The 18375-nt window shown below is 52.5% G+C and carries 13 protein-coding genes; 11 read left to right on the top strand and 2 right to left on the bottom strand.

The genetic code is table 11. The features are described from left to right. Positions 1-182 precede the first annotated feature (182 nt). On the top strand, positions 183-857 hold the full coding sequence (locus tag PCAR_RS11875; RefSeq protein WP_011341918.1) for an OmpA family protein: 675 nt from the start codon (positions 183-185) through the stop codon (positions 855-857). A gap of 225 nt (positions 858-1082) precedes the next feature. Beyond that, a complete protein-coding gene (locus PCAR_RS11870) occupies positions 1083-3614 on the top strand; it encodes a bifunctional aconitate hydratase 2/2-methylisocitrate dehydratase (RefSeq protein WP_011341917.1) in 2532 nt (843 codons plus the stop codon). A 175-nt stretch (positions 3615-3789) separates the two neighbouring features. On the opposite strand, the gene PCAR_RS11865 is transcribed toward PCAR_RS11870, so the two are convergent. After that, entirely contained in the window at positions 3790-4338 is a 549-nt protein-coding gene (locus PCAR_RS11865) for an HD domain-containing protein (protein ID WP_011341916.1), read from the bottom strand. 108 nt (positions 4339-4446) lie between these two features. Here PCAR_RS11865 and PCAR_RS11860 point away from each other — a divergent pair, with 108 nt between their 5' ends. Further along, entirely contained in the window at positions 4447-5664 is a 1218-nt protein-coding gene (locus tag PCAR_RS11860) for a TIGR00300 family protein (RefSeq protein ID WP_011341915.1), read from the top strand. A 105-nt stretch (positions 5665-5769) separates the two neighbouring features. Here the strand turns inward: PCAR_RS11860 and PCAR_RS11855 are convergent, their stop codons facing one another. Further along, positions 5770-6951 (bottom strand): MFS transporter, encoded by a 1182-nt coding sequence (locus PCAR_RS11855; protein ID WP_011341914.1) that lies wholly within the window; start codon positions 6949-6951, stop codon positions 5770-5772. Between the two features lie 111 nt (positions 6952-7062). On the opposite strand from PCAR_RS11855, the gene PCAR_RS11850 reads away from it, so the two are divergent. From PCAR_RS11850 to PCAR_RS11815, 8 genes are all read left to right on the top strand, one after another. Then, positions 7063-8652 carry a sensor histidine kinase gene (locus PCAR_RS11850; RefSeq protein WP_041531367.1) on the top strand — a complete coding sequence of 530 codons (1590 nt, stop codon included), beginning with the start codon at positions 7063-7065 and terminating at the stop codon, positions 8650-8652. Continuing rightward, entirely contained in the window at positions 8653-10008 is a 1356-nt protein-coding gene (locus tag PCAR_RS11845; protein ID WP_011341912.1) for a sigma-54-dependent transcriptional regulator, read from the top strand. 133 nt (positions 10009-10141) lie between these two features. Then, on the top strand, positions 10142-10741 hold the full coding sequence (locus tag PCAR_RS11840; protein WP_200858969.1) for a GspH/FimT family pseudopilin: 600 nt from the start codon (positions 10142-10144) through the stop codon (positions 10739-10741). Then, the gene (gene pilV / locus PCAR_RS11835) at positions 10732-11199 is read left to right on the top strand and encodes a type IV pilus modification protein PilV (protein WP_011341910.1); all 468 of its coding nucleotides are present in this window, start codon (positions 10732-10734) and stop codon (positions 11197-11199) included. The genes PCAR_RS11840 and pilV overlap by 10 nt, the downstream gene beginning before the upstream one ends. After that, positions 11196-12257, top strand: a complete 1062-nt coding sequence (locus PCAR_RS11830; protein WP_081425067.1) for a PilW family protein — start codon at positions 11196-11198, stop codon at positions 12255-12257. The genes pilV and PCAR_RS11830 overlap by 4 nt, the downstream gene beginning before the upstream one ends. A gap of 24 nt (positions 12258-12281) precedes the next feature. After that, positions 12282-12818 (top strand): pilus assembly PilX family protein, encoded by a 537-nt coding sequence (locus PCAR_RS11825; protein WP_011341908.1) that lies wholly within the window; start codon positions 12282-12284, stop codon positions 12816-12818. Positions 12819-13047: 229 nt separating this feature from the next. Then, a complete protein-coding gene (locus PCAR_RS11820; RefSeq protein WP_425358613.1) occupies positions 13048-17709 on the top strand; it encodes a PilC/PilY family type IV pilus protein in 4662 nt (1553 codons plus the stop codon). Between the two features lie 49 nt (positions 17710-17758). Next, on the top strand, positions 17759-18175 hold the full coding sequence (locus PCAR_RS11815) for a type IV pilin protein (protein ID WP_011341906.1): 417 nt from the start codon (positions 17759-17761) through the stop codon (positions 18173-18175). The last annotated feature ends 200 nt before the right edge of the window (positions 18176-18375 follow it).

Raw genomic sequence — 18375 nt, 5'->3', positions numbered from 1 at the left:
GCGGGTAGCTGGTAAACTTTCCTCAAGATAATCCGTCTCAAGAATACAGGCTGTTTGTGAGTGAAGTATTATTGAAACGATCTAGGAATTTTTCCTGAGGCATGTTAGAAATATGTGGGTTTGAATAAGGTTTCGCCATCGTTATACTCAAAACCATAATTTGTTCTAGGAAGGAGCAGGCTATGAAAAGATTTTTGACTGTTGTTGCGGTGCTTTCCCTGGTTGCTGCCGGTTGCAGCCAGCCCATGACGCGGACCCAGAAAGGCACGGCCATCGGCGCGGGGGCTGGTGCGGCCGTAGGCGCAGGATTGGGACAACTCATCGGCGGTGATACCGAGGGTACTCTTATCGGTGCCGGTATCGGTGCCGCGTTGGGAGGGACGGTAGGCGGTTTCTATGCCAATTATATGGAAAAGCAGGAACAGGCCATGCGGCAGCAATTGGCCGGGGTCGAAGGGGCCAGTATTCAACGTGATGCCGAAGTGCTGGCGGTGACGTTCAAGTCCGACGTGCTGTTCGATGTCAATTCCTATTCCGTCAAATCCGGCGGTTACGACGAGTTGCAGCGAGTTGCCGGGGTGCTCAACAATTATCCCCAGACCAGCATCCAGATTGCCGGACATACCGACAGCACCGGCTCCGAGCAATACAATATGCAGTTGTCCCGGCAGCGCGCCGAGGCGGTTAAGAATGTGCTGGTCGGTTATGGGGTGGCACCCGCTCGCCTGATGACCGTCGGCTACGGCGAAAGCAAGCCCATTGCCAGCAATGCCAACGAGGCCGGTCGTCAGATCAACCGACGTGTGGCTATCACCATTACGCCGAATCAGCAGCAGATGTCCACCCAGCCTTACTGATAAGCATAAGCAATGTCATTCAAAAAAACGCCCGCCCGGGTTCACGCCCGGCGGGCGTTTTTTATACATTTGCGTGTTATTCGAGGGGCGTCAGGTTTTTTTAGATCACAGGAAGCTTGACCGGGACTGAATATGTCCTTAAATTTATTGAAGTGTGGACAATGTGACAATAGGCGAAATCCTGGCTGACGGCCGTTGTCGGCCCATGAAATATGAGGAGACTTTATGCTCAATGAATATTTGCAACATGTTGATGATCGTGCAGCAATGGGGATCCCGCCTCTGCCGCTGTCTGCAGAACAGACGGAAGCACTCTGCCGGTTGTTGACCGCTCCTCCGTCCGGTCGGGAGACGCTGCTGGCGGATCTATTGAAAAACCGGGTGTCGCCCGGAGTCGATCCGGCGGCTCAGGTCAAGGCGGATTTTCTCGGACGCATTCTGCGCGGTGGGGTTGTCAGTCCCCTGGTCGACAAAACCACCGCCGTCGAGCTGCTGGGTGCCATGCTGGGGGGCTACAATATAGCGCCGCTGCTGGGGGCATTGCGTGATGCGGAGTTGGCACCGTTGGCGGTCGAAGCCTTGAGCGGAATGACTCTGGTTTACGATGCCTTCGATGATATCGTGGCCTTGGCTGAGAACAATGATTATGCCCGTCAGGTTCTGGAAAACTGGGCTGCGGCCAGTTGGTTTACATCCCGCCCGAAGGTGCCCGAGAGCATCCGGGTGAAAGTTTTCAAGGTTGAAGGTGAAATCAACACCGATGACTTTTCGCCGGCCGGCGATGCCTGGAGTCGTCCCGATATTCCTCTGCATGCCTTAAGTATGGGCGGCAGCCGCTTCGCCGGCGGTATCGAAACCATAGCGGCATGGCGCAAAGCCGGCCATCAGGTGGCCTTTGTCGGGGATGTGGTCGGTACCGGATCTTCGCGCAAATCGGCCTGCAACAGTCTGCTCTGGCACATCGGTGAAGATATACCCGGCGTACCCAACAAGCGTCGAGGCGGGGTGATCATCGGCGGCGCCATTGCCCCGATCTTTTTCAATACGGCACAGGATTCCGGTGCGCTGCCTATCCATGCCGAGGTCGACAAGCTCGAGCATGGCGCGGAGGTGACCATCGAACCTCTGTCTGGGCGTATTCTGGATTCTGCGGGGAAGCTGCTGACCTCTTTCGAATTGGCGCCCAATACCCTGCCGGACGAGTATCAGGCCGGTGGCAGAATCCCTTTGATCATCGGTCGTTCCCTGACGGAGCGGGCGCGGAAGGTGCTAAAGGTGGAACCCGCCGACTTTTTCACCTTGCCGGACAACCCCGTACCCCAGCCCGATCAGGGTTACACCCTGGCCCAGAAACTGGTGGGCAAGGCCTGCGGATTACCCGGAGTGCTGCCCGGAACAGCCTGCGAACCGCGTATGACCACGGTCGGTTCGCAGGATACCACCGGTCCGATGACCGCGGACGAACTGAAGGAGCTGGCCTGTCTCAAATTTCAGACGCCGCTGTTCATGCAGTCGTTCTGCCATACTGCCGCCTATCCCAAGCCGGCGGATGTCAAGATGCACCATAGTCTGCCGGAGTTCATGGCAGAGCGCGGCGGGGTCGCCCTGCACCCTGGCGACGGCGTGATCCACAGCTGGTTGAACCGCCTGTTGCTGCCCGATACGGTTGGTACCGGCGGCGATTCCCATACACGCTTTCCCATGGGCATTTCTTTCCCGGCGGGTTCCGGCCTGGTAGCCTTTGCCGGAGCGCTGGGTTTTATGCCGTTGGACATGCCGGAATCGGTACTGGTGCGCTTCAAGGGCTCGCTGAAGCCGGGCATCACCCTGCGCGATGTGGTCAATGCCATCCCCTACACGGCTATTAACCAGGGGCTTCTGACGGTTCCGAAAAAGAATAAGAAAAACATTTTCAACGGCCGTATTCTTGAAATGGAAGGGCTTGAAGACTTAACCGTCGAGCAGGCTTTCGAGTTAACCTGTGCGGCAGCCGAACGCAGCGCCGCGGCCGGCTGCATCCAGCTGAACGAGGAGCAGGTGGCCACCTTCCTGCGTTCCAACCTGGCGCTGATGAAGAGTTTGATAGAGGATGGGTACGAAGCGTCCGAAACGTTGCAAAATCGCATCGACGCCGTCGAAGAGTGGCTGAAAAATCCCACTTTGTTGCGCGCCGACGCCCATGCCCGTTATGCGGCTGTGATCGAGGTGGATCTCGATGAGCTGAATGAACCTCTTATCTGCTGCCCCAACGACCCGGATGACGTGCATCCGTTGTCGGAAATTGCCGGCGAAGCCATCGACGATGTTTTTATCGGCTCCTGTATGTCCAATATCGGTCATTTTCGTGCTGCTGCGGCCATCTGGGAGGGGCGACATTTCAATGACCGAGTGCGTACCTGGGTCTGTCCGCCGACCCGCATGGACCATCAGCAGTTGAAGGATGAAGCGTTGTTTGCAACCTTCAGCGCCATTGGCGCCCGTATTGAACTGCCCGGATGTTCCCTGTGTATGGGGAATCAGGCGCGGGTTCCGGCCCGCGCGCGGGTGTTTTCCACTTCCACGCGTAATTTCGATAATCGACTCGGCGATGATGCTCAGGTTTATCTCGGTTCGGCGGAGCTGGCGGCCATTATCGGCTGGCTTGGTCGCATTCCGACAGTGGAGCGGTACTTTGCGATTTACGAGGAGCGGATATCCTCTCGGACTGAGGATATATATCGTTATCTGCAACTGGATGAGAAGGAAGCGCTTCGGTAGTCTGTTGCGACTAAGGCCGTCTCCCTCAGGGGGGGGCGGCCATCGTTTTTTCGGAAGATAAAGTCCTCGGCACAGGCCGGTTGTCGAATTATTCAATCCAGCCAGCATCGGTCCTGCAACAGCTTTCCGCAATCATTGGCGAACCAGGGGGGGGGTACAGCAGGCGGGATTGAATTCATACCGTGAACATGCTGTGCCACCGGTCGAATATGTCCACCTTGTCGGATCCGAAGCGCATCAGGGAAGCGCGCACTTCGTCCGGGGTTCGTTCGCGACCGTGGTTGGCGGGGTTTTTGGAGAAAAACAGGTCGGCATAGGCGATAATCTGTTCCTCGAGAGTTGTCGGCAACATGTCCCGCTCGGGCAGCGGGAGTTGTTGCCGGATAATCTCGGCCGAGGTCAGTCCGACGCCGATATGCCGTTCGCATACCAGGGCATGACGTGGCAACCCTTCGGCTTCGAGCAGTTGCCGTCCTTTCAGGCCATGACACAAATAGGGCAAGTCTCCGAAACAACCAAGGGCCGCCGCCGATGTGTAACATATGCCGATATCATGCAACAATGCCGCCTCGGTGACGAAAGTTACGTCGACAGACCCATCTGGCAGGCTGCCTGCAATATCGGTGGCCTTTGCGGCAACGCTTCGACTGTGCGCCAGCAGGATCCGATGGGCTTGGCTGGCGGGGATATAGTACTTATCTAAAAGGGCAATGGCATCGATCATGGTCGCATATCCTTGTGCATGCATTTTCACCATTTTACTGCATTAGGTATGTGTTGCGCCAGAGGGGATTTTCGTAGTCCTCGGCCTTAGTCCTGAAGGAAGGTGTAAATGCCAGCGCAGCATGTCAAACTTGAGGGACACATTATCGATCAGCCGATCCTTTCCCGGGTACTCGACACCGTGGAACGTTTCGGTGGGTGTTACGAAATTGTCGAATTGGATATCGGCACAACACGCAAAGCTGAGAGCCGGGCGCTGCTTTGCGTTAAGGCGGATGATGAAGCGACGCTTCAATCGGTATTGCAGAATCTGGCGTTGCTGGGAGTTGAGCCCGTGATGCCGATACCGGCGAAATGGGAAGATGCTCCGGCCGATGGGGTATTGCCGGATCGCTTCTATGCCACAACCAATCTCCCCACGGAGGTTTTCGTCGAAGGCCGCTGGCTTTCGGTAACCGGTCAGGAAATGGATCTGGCCATTGTGCTTGACGAATCGATGCAAAGGGCGTGGACCGTGCCCATGGCCGACGTCAGGGCGGGGCAGAGGGTGGTGGTGGCAACCGAAGGGGTGCGTGTCAGTTATCCTCCGCGCCAACAGGACAGCACCGGTTTCCGTTTTATGGAGAGTGCCGTCTCGGCAGAAAAACCCAAACGGCCCTTGTTGCAGCGGATCGTTGCCACGGCGCGCCGGATCAAGGCCGAAGGTGGCAAGGTCCTGCTGGTCGGCGGCCCGGCGATTATTCATACCGGTGCCGGACCGGTACTGGAAAAACTTATTCGGGACGGTTGGATCGATGTACTGTTCGCCGGTAATGCGTTGGCGGCTCACGATATCGAGGCCGCCCTGTACGGTACCTCTCTTGGCGTGCCTGTCGAGGGCGGTCCGCCGGGTGGCGAAGGCCATGCCCACCACTTATGGGCCATCAACCGAATCCGCAGGGCCGGTTCCATCGCCGGGGCCGTGGAGCTTGGCAGCCTGACCAAAGGGGTGATGCATGCCTGCATAAGCCGGTCGGTACCTTTTGTGTTGGCCGGTTCGATTCGCGACGACGGTCCTCTGCCCGATGTGATTACCGATACCCTGACGGCCCAACGTGCCATGCGTAGCCATGTCCAGGGTGTTGGGATGGCCATTATGGTCGGCACCACCCTGCATGCCATCGCCACCGGCAATCTTTTGCCTGCCGGTGTCGTAACCGTGTGCGTCGATGTCAACCCGGCGGTCGTCACCAAACTGCAGGACCGCGGCAGCCGTCAGTCCCTCGGTATCGTCATGGACGCTGCCTCGTTTCTTGAATATCTGGCGGATGGGCTGGGGCAACGGTAAAATCCCCAAGTGACAAGTGACAAGTGACAAGTGACAAGTGACAAGTGACAAGTGACAAGGATCAAGGACCAAGGACCAAGGACCAAGGACCAAGGTATACCTATTTTACGTTGTGGCGTATGCCAGAAACTTTTTCGCCATGGGCGGCAGTAGCAATGCAAATACTCCTGCCAGCAGCAGGAAGGCGACATCCATCCCCCAGCGGTCTGCGACCATGCCGATCAGGGGGCCGCTGGCGATGAAGCCGATGCGAAAAGACAGGCTGTGCAACGATTGAATACTGGCGCGATTGCGACGTGCGCTGGCTTGTTGCAGCCGGTGTCGCATCATGGGGCCTTGCAGACCGCGCATGGCGGTGAGCAGGTAATAAAACACAAAACTGCCCAGCCCCGCGGTCAGGCCGAGACCGCTGTAGGCAATGACAATCAGGGAGATGAACAGCACGCTCATGCCGCGCATGCCGAGGTAGTACTGGAGTCTGTGACTGAGCAGGGAAAAGACGGCGATGGTCAGATTGGCGCCGGCCCATATGGGCCCGAACCAGGCAAGAGGGACCTGGCATTGCTGCATGAAGGGTTGAATCATCCATACGGTGTAAAACGATGCCAGTCCCAGCAGGGTGCCGAATACCATGGTGGTGCGAATGGCCGGATTGTCGCGCCAGGCATAGCGGCATACCCCCAGCGCTTCGGTCAGATGGGACTGGATGGCCGGGCCTTGTTCGGTCGGCGATTCACGCAAGGTCAGACAAATTCCCAAAGCCAGGATCCAGATCACGATCTGCAGGGCAAAGGGCAGCAGCGGCGAGGTGGCGTACATCAGCCCGGCAAACAGTGCGCCGGCCGCTTCGCCGGTCTGCCCCCAACTGGTCATGCGCCCGTCAAATCGCGCATATTGTTCCTCCTGTTTTTCGGCCTGCAGCGTTTCGAACAGCAGTGCGCTGTCGGATCCGCTGATGAAAGCGTAGCATACCCCGAGCAGCAATTCCGCCAGCAGGACACTCGCAAAGGAATCCGCAAACAGGTAAAATGTCCAGCCGATAATGCCAAACAAGGCCGCCACCAGCAGCGCGGCACGGTATCCCAACCGGTCGCTGAGGTACCCTGAAGGGTATTCCATCACCACACTGGCGAGGGAAAACAATCCCTGCAGCACCAGAATCTCGGTCAGGCTCAGGCCGATATGATCCTTCCAGAACAGGGTGATGATCGCCATGGGAAACAGGGTCATCTTCAGGAAGGCGAAGATGTAAAGTTTGTAGACGTTGGCAGAGATTATTTGTTTCAATGGTTTTGTACCTGCAATTCATTTAGCGGTCTGGAAGGTGTTTGTATTTAAAGTGAAGGTGCCTTTTTTATTGAAGATATTGATTTATTGTTGTGGATGAAAGTCTATGCTATGCTCAAGATTTATGAGATAAAAAACATGATAAAAATCAATTTTTTCTTGACGCCGATATTGTTTATTTTCAAAACCCGGTCCCTCGGTCTCCGGTCTGAACTTATCATGCATTTGGTGTTTTTGGTCGGAGCTGCTTTGCTAATGGGAGGGTTCCTTCTTCTACGTCTCGGTGAAAAGGAACTTATCGATCAAAGGGTTGCCATCTTTCAAACCGTTTTGGAGACGATGACTAACCTATCTTCACGGGATGGTGTAAGTGCACGTCCTTTTAATATTCAATTGAATGAAATGTTTCATCGGACCGGTTCTTTACTGGGAGTAGCCAGCGCCGAACTGTGGTTACAAAAAGGAAACATGTTGGAGCGCGTTGCATCCAGTGATAAGAAGGATGTTTTTGCTTCTCGCTCAAACCGTCGCTGGAATCCCGAAGTTATCACAGAAACTCGTTCCATGGTCATGTATCCTCCCCTGTGGCCGGCGGGCAAAAACCGTAGCGATTTTTTGGCAAAAATCGAAGTTCCCATTCGTTTTAACGGACAAGCGGTTGGCGTTTTGCAAAGTTGGTTGTCTCTGCGGGAAATCAGGGACCAATTGCAGGGAGCCCGTCGCATGGTCATATTATACGCATTTCTCTACGGCATGGTGGTGCTTATTTTTGGTATATACCTTTTGAATCGCCATGTGGTGCGTCCTACCGCCCGCCTTCTAACTTCGACCATGGCCATTGCCGCCGGAAATCTGGAGCAACACGTTCCAGAAGCAGGACCCCGGGAAATTGCTTCTTTGGCCAAGGCGTACAATGGGATGGTCGAAACTTTAAAAAATAGCCGCAAAAAAACGGATGAATACATATTGTCCTTACAACAGGTCAATGGCGAACTTAAAAAAACCCGGGATGAGTTAATCCATACGGCGCGGATGGCCACGGTCGGCCATTTGGCGGCGGGATTGGCCCATGAAATAGGGAATCCCTTAACCGCTATTATTGGCTATCTTTCCTTGCTAAAAGCAGAATTACGCTCCGGGCCTCAAACCGGACTGGTTGAAAGAGCTTCCGGCGAAGCAAACCGGATAGATCGATTGGTAAGGGATTTGCTCGACTTTGCATCACCGGCTTCTACAACGGCAGAGTTGTTTGATCCGATAAGAGTGTTCGAAGAAGCTATCGATATTCTGACTCATCAGGGTAAGATTTCCGGGGAAATGATTCAAAACGATTTACCACCGGTTCTTGCACCGGTGCATATGGTTCGTCACCGTCTATTGCAGGTGTTTATTAATTTGGTCTCAAATTCACGGGATGCTCTTGTCGGCCCCGGGACGATCCGATTGTCCGCTGGTGTTTTGGAGGGGTGGGTATCCTTGAATGTTGCCGATAATGGGATCGGTATCGAAGAGGAGAGCCTTCAACACATTTTCGACCCATTTTTTACGACCAAAGAACCCGGCAAAGGGAGGGGGCTGGGACTTGCGGTTTGTTATCGGGTTATCAGAGAGGCCGGTGGTTATATTGAAGTCGTTTCCGATAAGGGGAGGGGGACCGAGTTCACCGTTCGGCTTCCCATCATTCCGAACAGAGGGTTGTAAGTGGGAGACAAGGTCAAAAAAATTCTTGTCGTTGATGATGAGTCTTGCATGCGGCATATGCTTAGGCTGGTATTGCAAAGGGCGGAATATGTTGTTTCCGAGGCCGCAAATGGGCAGGAGGCTTTGATCCGCCTGGAGAAAGAAATGTTTGATGTCGTTTTGTGCGATGTCTGCATGCCGACTTTGGACGGACCGGGATTTTTAAAGGAATTAAGGGCCCGCAATGTGTCCCCCACCGTTATAATGATGAGTGCCTACGGTAATCTAGATACTGCTGTTGAGTGTCTTAAAGAAGGTGCTTTTGATTATATCAGTAAGCCGTTCAAACCCGATGAAGTTGTGTTGACTTTACGCAAGGCGGAAGAACGTTTGAGATTGCGGGAAGAAAACGGCCTGTTACGTCAGGAGCTAAATCGCACGGCGCAATCAGGGCAGATGGTTTATGCATGCTCGGGTATGGAGCAGGCAATGACCCTGGTCGGGCGTGCGGCGCAGGTAAATTCGCCGGTTCTTGTTACAGGCGAAACCGGAACCGGTAAGGAATTGGTTGCGCGTGCCTTGCACCAACAGGGCAAGCGGCGGGGAAAACCCTTCATAGCTATCAATTGCGGTGGAATGAACGCCGGGGTTATCGATAGCGAACTTTTCGGCCATATTCGGGGTGCCTTTACCGGAGCGAACCGCGGTCATGATGGCTTATTTGTTGCGGCCGAAGGCGGGACCTTGTTTCTGGATGAAATCGGAGAATTGCCAATGACATTGCAGCCCAGGTTACTACGGGCTCTTCAGGAGCAAGAGGTGCGTCCCGTTGGTGCGGTGAATCCGAGACCCACCGATGTGCGCATTGTCGCCGCAACGGCGCGAAACCTGCAAGAAGAAATCAATGCCGGGCGTTTTCGCTCCGACCTGTTTTTCAGGTTGGCGGTTATTGAAATCCATCTTCCGCCTTTGCGTGAACGCAAGGGCGATATCGCCTTACTTGCTGAACATTTTCTTTCCCGTCTTGCTTTAAGGGAGGGGCGTAGTTGCCCATCACTGACCCCGGAAGCGGTTGAATCTCTCGAACGTTATGCCTGGCCGGGCAATGTACGCGAACTTGCCAATTTTATGGAAAAGACTGCCATTTTTTGTCGTGATGACAAAATATGCATGGAGCATCTGCCCTGGGAAATCCGGCGGCACCCTCGGGATAGAGGACAGGATATGTCTCTCAAAAAAGCCGTATCGCGGATAGAACCCGAATATATCAGGAGAGCGCTGTCGGTAACCGGCGGTAACCGGACGAAGGCTGCGCAATTGCTCGATATCAGCCTCAGAAACCTGCATTACAAAATAAGGGAGTATGATTTGGAATAAAGGCAAAATTTGCATGATCGTGCAAAATTTGCATGGTTGGCGTTGAGGGTAACTTCATTTGTCACTCGTAACCGTTTGAAATTTCGTAAGATTAGCGGGTTGCAAAAATGGCATGGATTTTGGAGAAGATAATATGCAGTACAAGCTTACCGGAGGCAGCATGGCTATACGAAATGTTTCACCCAGCTCAAGGGACAGAGGTTTATGCAGGGCCGGCTTTACCCTCATTGAGCTCATCGTAACCATTGTTGTGGCAGGTATTTTGTTGGCTATTGCCGTGCCTGCTTTCAGGGGATTAGTTCTCTCAAACAGGCTCATGACACAGACCAACGAAGTGGTTAGGACTTTGAATCTGACTCGTCAGGAAGCGATTAAGCGCGGTGTCAGGGTGACCATTTGTCCGAGCAACGATGGAGCGACTTGTAGCGGTGCAGGGACCTGGGAACAGGGTTGGATCGTTTTTAACGATCCAAACGCCAATGCCGCTCCGGATGCCGCCGAGACCATTTTGTTCGTCAATAACGGTTTGGGCGGTCTTGTGACGCTGCGTACCGGGGCCAATTTTACAAATTCCCTCAGTTACTTGCCCAACGGCATCAGCCGCGGGGGAGGAGGGCTTCCGAACGATACCTTTCGTATGTGCGATCAGCGGGGTACCGCCAATGCTTTTTCTATTGTCATAAATTCTGTCGGTCGCGTTAGAGCCGACCGGGGAGCTGCCCAATGTCCATGATCGATAAATCCGTATTTGAAGTCGACGGAACACCCTCCGGGCCCCCAGGTTTTTCCCTTATCGAGGTTCTGGTGGCTTTATTGATTCTATCGATCGGGCTTATTGGGCTTGCCGGTGTTCAGACCCGTGGCGTTACGACCAACTACAGTGCATTGCAACGTTCGCAGGCTACCCTCTATGCCTACGACATTGTTGAGCGTATGCGAGCCAATCGGGAAACAGCACGTCTGTCTTCCTGGCCCTATGAAATCGACTTTGGTAATACCCCGGATGGTGGGTTGCCCACACTGGTGCAACAGGATCTAACCGGTTGGTTAGGTAGCGTAGATGATCTTCCCAACGGCGAGGGAGCAATTACCATGACTAATCTCGGTAATGGTCGTATCCGTGCCACTATTCAAGTGCGCTGGGACGAAAAGGGAGACCCGCAACTCATTACCGTTGAGACGATTTTATGAAAGATAGAGGAATGAAGATGCCGATAGGGTTTACGATCACTGGCAACTCGAGGGGAATTTCGCTGATCGAAATGATGATAGCGATGCTTATAGGCATGTTGTTACTCGGGGGAGTATACCGGATATTTATCAGTACTACGACCTCCTACCGATTTGAGGAGGAACTGTCCAATTTGCAGGAGAACGGGCGCTTTGCCATGGAGTTCTTAACCCGTGATACACGACAGACCGGATACAGAGGCTGTGCGGGGAGCGGGGTATCGGTAACCAATACCCTGAATGCCGGAGCCGGAGCCCTGTTTGATTTCGATCGTGCGGTAGAAGGTTATGACGATGTTGCCGATCCGAACGCGGCCGATTTTGTAGCTATGGGTATTACACCCATAATCGGTTCAGATGTTCTTATTCTCCGCAAGATGGATAGTGATGTGATGGTAGAAATCGTCGAGCAGATGCCCGATACCTCCGCCGACATTAAGATCACCGGTGGGATTAATCCGGCCCCGATTGCCGATTTTGATATCGTCATGGTCTCCGATTGTCAGGCTGCAGCGGTATTTCAGGTCACGAATTATACCGACGGTGGTGGGTCGATTAAAGCAGACGTTGTTCATAACTCCGGGGTTGGTTCCCCCGGCAATGCGACCAAGGATCTCGGCCATTCCTTCGGGCCTGGGGCCGAAATCGCTAAAATGACCACCTATGTCTATTTTATTGGTACGAATGCCGATGGCGAGCCCGGTCTTTATTATAAGGTTAGTTCTGGGGTAGCACAGGAGATTGTCGGTGGTATCGAATCGATGCAGATTACCTATGGCATCGACGCCGATAGCGATCGCGATATCGATAGTTATGTAACGGCTGCCGGGGTTGCGGATTGGGCAACGGTTCTGGCTGTACGCGTCGGCTTACTCGTGGCGAGTATGGATGAAGTTCTTCGTGGCGAAGTCGATGCAGCAGCCTATACGTTAAATGGAACGAATATCGCGGCTGCTAATGATCGTCGCTTGCGCCAGGTCTTTACTACGACTGTGGCTCTGCGCAACCGTTTACCCTGATAATACCGAAAGGTTGATTAATAAATGAGAAAATATGTTCAACCATTGAATGTTGGTTCCGGAAAAAGCGAGAAAGGTGCGGCTCTCGTTACCAGTCTGGTTATTTTGCTGGTTCTGTCGCTACTTGCCCTGGCGGGGATGCAGGGCAGCGTTCTGGAAGAACGCATGGCCGGCAATATGAGCAATCGCAACTTAGCGTTCCAGGCTGCCGAAGCCGCATTGCGCGACGCCGAATATTATCTGGAGAGTGCGGCTCTTCCGTCTTTTAACGGGAGCGGTGGTCTCTATCAGCCGACCACCGCCGGGACAACGGCCCGTTGGGAACTTATCAATTGGGATGAAAATGATTCCCGTATTATTTCCGGGGCCAATACTATCGATGGAGTTGCGGAGCAACCCCGGTATATTGTCGAGGATCTCGGAGAACTTGAAACCGGCAACAACCGATCGCTGGTTGCAGGTGAGGCGGTTGCCGACAACCGGGTCTATAGAGTGACCGCCCGCGGGGTGGGTGGTGCCTCCACTGCGACGGTTATACTGCAGACCACATTTAAAAAATAGACCGAAGGATTATGTATAGCATCTGCGGATAGGGATCGATGGGCGGTCCGTGTTATCGGAGCAGAGGAGATATGCGATGAGATTCACTGTAAATAAATGGCAAACATTGCTTTTTGAGGGACTCTTGGTACTTTGGGTTGCAGGTATGACAACGTCTGCCGTTGCCGGTGAGGTTGCCCAGTCCCCCCTGTTTTTGACCCAGGAGGTTCCTCCCCTGAATCTGATTGTTATGGGGCGGGATCATAAGCTGTATTACGAAGCCTACAACGATGCATCGGATCTCAATAACGATGGTAAATTGGATATCCGCTACGATCCCGCCATCGAATATTTCGGTTATTTTGATTCTTACAAGTGTTACGAATATGATGGCTCGGCGAGTCCCGCAAGGTTTGACCCCAGCAGTGTCTCTGCCGATAAAACCTGCTCCGGATCGAATGAGTGGAGCGGAGATTTCCTCAATTATCTGACCACCGCCCGCATCGATGCTCTGCGAAAAGTTCTTTATGGCGGTTATCGCTCGGTTGATACCGCCACTGAAACAGTCCTGGAGCGTTCGCATGTCCCCCAGGATGCCCACAGTTGGGGGAAGGAATACGCCAGTGTTGCCGTCGATGGTTATGATATTCAGGATTATACACCCCTGGCTCTGCCGGATAGCGGTAATCGTCATTTGTTCGGCAATACGACTCTGCGTGCCGATGATACTATTCCGCGACTGAGGGTTCTCCCAAACAGCAGCCATCGCATCTGGGAGTGGGTTTCCAAGGAACAGCCAGTTCTCGATAGTAGTCTCGAATCGTCAGGTACCAGTTATACGGGTTATCCCGCGAGCCATTCGGCTTATGAAGATCTGGTGAATCAATTTGCTACTGCGAGTCATTTGCAGGGATCTCAATCGGTTTCCTTGATCGATGGTAGTGGAAACCCCTTTGGTTCCGATGATTATTACCTTACGGTTTTTAAGGGTTACCTGGTCGTATCTACGGCGGGAACCTATTCTTTTTCGGTTAACGGGGACGATGCGGTAGAAGTCCTTGTCGATGGCACGGTGGTGACCGGATGGTATAGTGGACACGGTGCCTCTTCCACTGTGCCCCCTTCCGGTGTCGGCACGATATCCCTGGGTAGTGGCAACCACAAAGTGGAATTTCGTCACCAGGAAGCTTCCGGCTCGGACAGCTATGAGCTATGGTGGTCCGGACCCGATTCCGGAAGTTCATGGCAAATTGTACCTGCCGCATCCTATTCCGGGTTAATTCAATCGGTATATGATGTGAGCACCAGCAACTCCGTCATCACAGACTATGCCGTGCGGGTAGAGGTGTGTAAAAGCGGCATGTTAGAAAGTAATTGCCGCCAATATACCGATGCAAGCAGTGTCGACCATTACAAACCTGCAGGATTGTTGCAGGAGTATGGTGAAGACGATCAAATGTTGTTCGGTCTGTTGACGGGATCCTATACAAAAAACACCTCTGGTGGTGTGTTGCGCAAAAAAATGGGGAGTTTCTCCGATGAGGTTGATGCCGAAACCGGTCAATTCACCTCGGTTAATGGCATTGTCAAGACCATCGATAAGCTGAGAACCATCGGATTTTCTACCGGATATACTTATAATCAAAATTGCGGATGGATCACTACTCGCCCCATCAACGATGGCGAATGTCGGATGTGGGGGAATCCTATTGCCGAGATGATGTATGAAGGCGTGCGATATTTTTCCGGCAAAGGCAGTCCGACCTCCGCGTTTGATATTGCTTCCAGCGGCAACGATGATGCTACCTTGGGCTTGCCTTTGGCGAGTTGGGACGATCCCTTTGCCGAGGGAAATAATGAATATTGTGCAAAACCTTTCCAGCTTATTATTAGTGATATCAACCCCTCCTATGACACCGGACAATTGCCCGGGAGTTATTTTAACTCTTTTTCCGGTGATGTCAGTGATCTCGACGTCGATTCTCTGGGGCAAAAGATATGGGGTCATGAATACGGCTCGGATCAAAAGATTTTTATTGGGCAATCGGGTTCGGTGTATGATGGGGCGCCGACTCCGAAAGCGGCCGAAAGCTTCGGTTCCGTGCGCGGCCTTGCTCCGGAAGAACCGACTAAGCACGGTGGATATTATGCCGGAAGTATCAGCCTATTCGCCAATCAAAATGACATCAGCGATGCCGAGGAAGAGCAGAAGATGACTACCTTTGCCGTGGCTCTTGCGTCGCCTTTGCCCCAGATCAAGATTCCGGTGGGTGATAGTACGATAACCTTGGTCCCTTTTGCCAAATCGGTAGGAGGGTATTCGATAAACGCGACTCAAGGATCGTTCCAACCGACCAACTCCATCGTCGATTTTTATGTCGAAAGCCTGTCGTCAACGTCGGGAAAATTCCGTATCAATTTTGAAGACGTTGAACAGGGTGCTGACCATGATATGGATGCGATAGTCGAATACACCTATGAAGTTATCGATAGCGATACGGTAAAAATAAATGTGGAATCGACATATGCCGCTGGGTCGATTATTCAGCACATGGGATATGTTATATCCGGGACTACAGCGGACGGGACATATCTCGAAGTGCGGGATGTGGATACCACTGAAGCTTCCGATCCTGACTATTTTCTCGACACTCCTCCCGGGGGGACTATCGGTGTTGACTGGGACGATGATAAACCGTTGCCCCTTACGGCAAGCCGTTCCTTTAAGGTTTCGGGGAATAATTCCGCTTTTTTCCTGAAAAACCCACTGTGGTACGCTGCGAAATACGGGAATTTTAAAGACCTGGACGAAAATGGGTTGCCCGATGACGGGGAATGGGATGCTGATAGCGATGGACAACCGGATAACTATTTTCTGGTTACCAATGCCTTGACCCTTACAGACCAATTGTCCGAAGCTTTTAGCGAAATTCTTGGGATGACGTCTTCGGCTGCCGCTATCGCAACCAACTCTACCCGGCTCGATACCGATACCCTTATCTACCAGGCGCGGTTTGAGAGCGGTGATTGGTTCGGACAGTTGCTGGCTTATCCAGTGAACGAAGATGGCTCCGTCGGTTTGCCTGTCTGGGATGCGGCAGAGTTGTTGCCCTTGCCCATCAATAGGGATATTTATACTCTCAACCCTGATGTATCCGGAACTCCGCAGGGCGTTCCTTTTACCTGGACGACAACGACCGAATTGCATACAACTCAGCAAGCCCTGCTGAATCAAAACGGTTCGGGCGCAGTGGATGGCTTGGGGAAAGAACGATTGAATTATTTGCGCGGAGACCAGTCTGAAGAGCAAAAATACGGTGGTCCTTTCAGGAATCGTGATAGTGTATTGGGGGATATCGTTAATTCGGATCCGTGGTTTGTCGGTACGCAAAATTATGGTTACGGCGATCTTCCGGATCTGGAAGGGTCAACCTATCTTAGCTACCGGGAATCGGCCGTTTACCAAAACCGCCCCAAAATGTTGTATGTGGGTGCTAACGACGGTATGTTACACGCTTTTGATGCCGGAAACGGGGAAGAGAAGTTTGCCTATGTTCCTCTCGGTGTCTTTCCAAATCTGAGCGCCCTTACCGATCCGACTTACGAACACCAAATGTATGTCGACGGCTCCCCCCGGGCGACCGATGCCTATATCGATATTTCCGGTGATAGTATTCCAGAATGGAGAACCGTTCTCGTCGGCACGTTGGGTGCGGGTGGTAAGTCGGTTTTCGCTCTCGATGTTACCGAACCGGACAGCTTTACCGAAGATAACATCCTGTGGGAATACGCCGATACGGATCTAGGCTATACTATCGGCCAGGCCTATATCGTCCGCATGGCCAACGGTAGATGGGCTGCCGTGTTCGGTAATGGCTACAACAGTACTAACTATACAGCTGCCCTTTATATCGTCGATCTGGAGACGGGAGCTTTGATCAAAAAGATCGATACAGGCACCGGGAGTTCGGCTCAACCGAATGGTTTAGCGACCCCAGCGCCTGTTGATTATGACGGGGACCGTATCGTTGATGCCATATATGCCGGCGACCTGCATGGCAATATGTGGAAATTTGATGTCAGTGCAACCAATATCAATAGTTGGGTGATTGCTCTAAAAAAGGGCAGTACTTATATGCCTTTATTTACAGCCAAGGGACCCTCGGGGGAAATTCAGCCGATTACCAGTCGGCCCAATGTAGGATACGGTCCGAATGGAAATAGTGTCGAGGTCATGGTCTATTTTGGTACCGGGCAATATTTTGAAAAGTTTGATAATGTGGTGGGGACAAATCCGCCGGTACAAAGTTTTTACGGTATTCGAGACAGCCGTGATAACAACGCTCAGATCGCTGAAACTGATCGTAGCGTTCTCGTGGAACAATCCATTCTTGTAGAGCTCAATGCCTTCGATTACGATCTCCGGGTTATTTCGGACTACGATGTGGTCTACGGTTCCGATGTGAAAGGCTGGTACATGGATATGGTTTCCCCGATAAACGGTGCGGAAGGCGAAAGGGTCGTCGATTCGCCGTTGTTGATTGGCGATCATCTGGTTTACACTTCGGTTGTACCGTCAGGAAATCCTTGCGAATTCGGCGGGACCGGTTGGTTGTATGAGGTAGATCCCCTCACCGGAGGACGGGTTACCTACAGCGTTTTTGATCTCGATGGTGATGATCTATTTGACGAAGGGGATTATGTTACCGTGGAGATCGATGGCAAAGAAGTTAAAGTTCCGGTCAGCGGAAAACGTTCTCAAAGCGGCATCATTACGACCCCCGGTGTAATTTCTGCGGGAACGAAGGAATACAAATTGTCGAGTACCTCCTCCGGTACTATCGAAACGACAACGGAAAAACCCGGTGACGGTAGTTTCCTGGGACGCTCATCCTGGCGACAGATACGATGATCACTGGGGTTTTAGATGCCAATTGAATAACGGATCTACGGAGTAGATAATGAAAACAAAAGAGAGTGGTTTCAGTTTGATCGAACTGTTGGTGACGGTTGCGATTATCGGCATTTTGAGTGCTATCGCCGTACCGATTTACAATCAACATATTCTGCGAACTAACCGTGCTGCTGCAAAAGGTCTTCTTACGGAGATGGCCCAACGTTTGGAACGTCATTATACCCGTAATAATACATATGCGGGTCTCGATGTGCAGGACATGGTTACCGGAGTGACAATTATCAATGCTAACGAAATTGAGTCCCGACGTTATCGTTTTCATTTTCAGGCAGGCGGTGCTCCGGATGCGACATCTTTTATCCTCGAGGCTGTACCGCAGGCAGGACAGGCCGGGGATGACTGTGGGACTATGTCGATCAATCAGGCCGGGGCAAGAAATGCAGCGCAGGCAGGATGCTGGTGATTAGGAGGCTGGGTTTTTTTAAGCTCTTTTTTAAATAAGGTTGAAAAGATTATCTTCTAAAGACCTGGTCGGCAATTATTGCCGACCAGGTCTTTTTTGTTGCATAGTAGCGGATATTAGGTGACCAGGATTATAGGCAGGATTTCCCTTGCGCCTTCCATGGCCCCTTGCGTATAGTTAAGTATTTAATCTGCTGGTAA

Source organism: Syntrophotalea carbinolica DSM 2380, assembly GCF_000012885.1.
In the GTDB taxonomy this organism is placed as follows: Bacteria; Desulfobacterota; Desulfuromonadia; order Desulfuromonadales; family Syntrophotaleaceae; genus Syntrophotalea; species Syntrophotalea carbinolica.
This window is presented reverse-complemented; position numbering and strand designations above follow the sequence as displayed.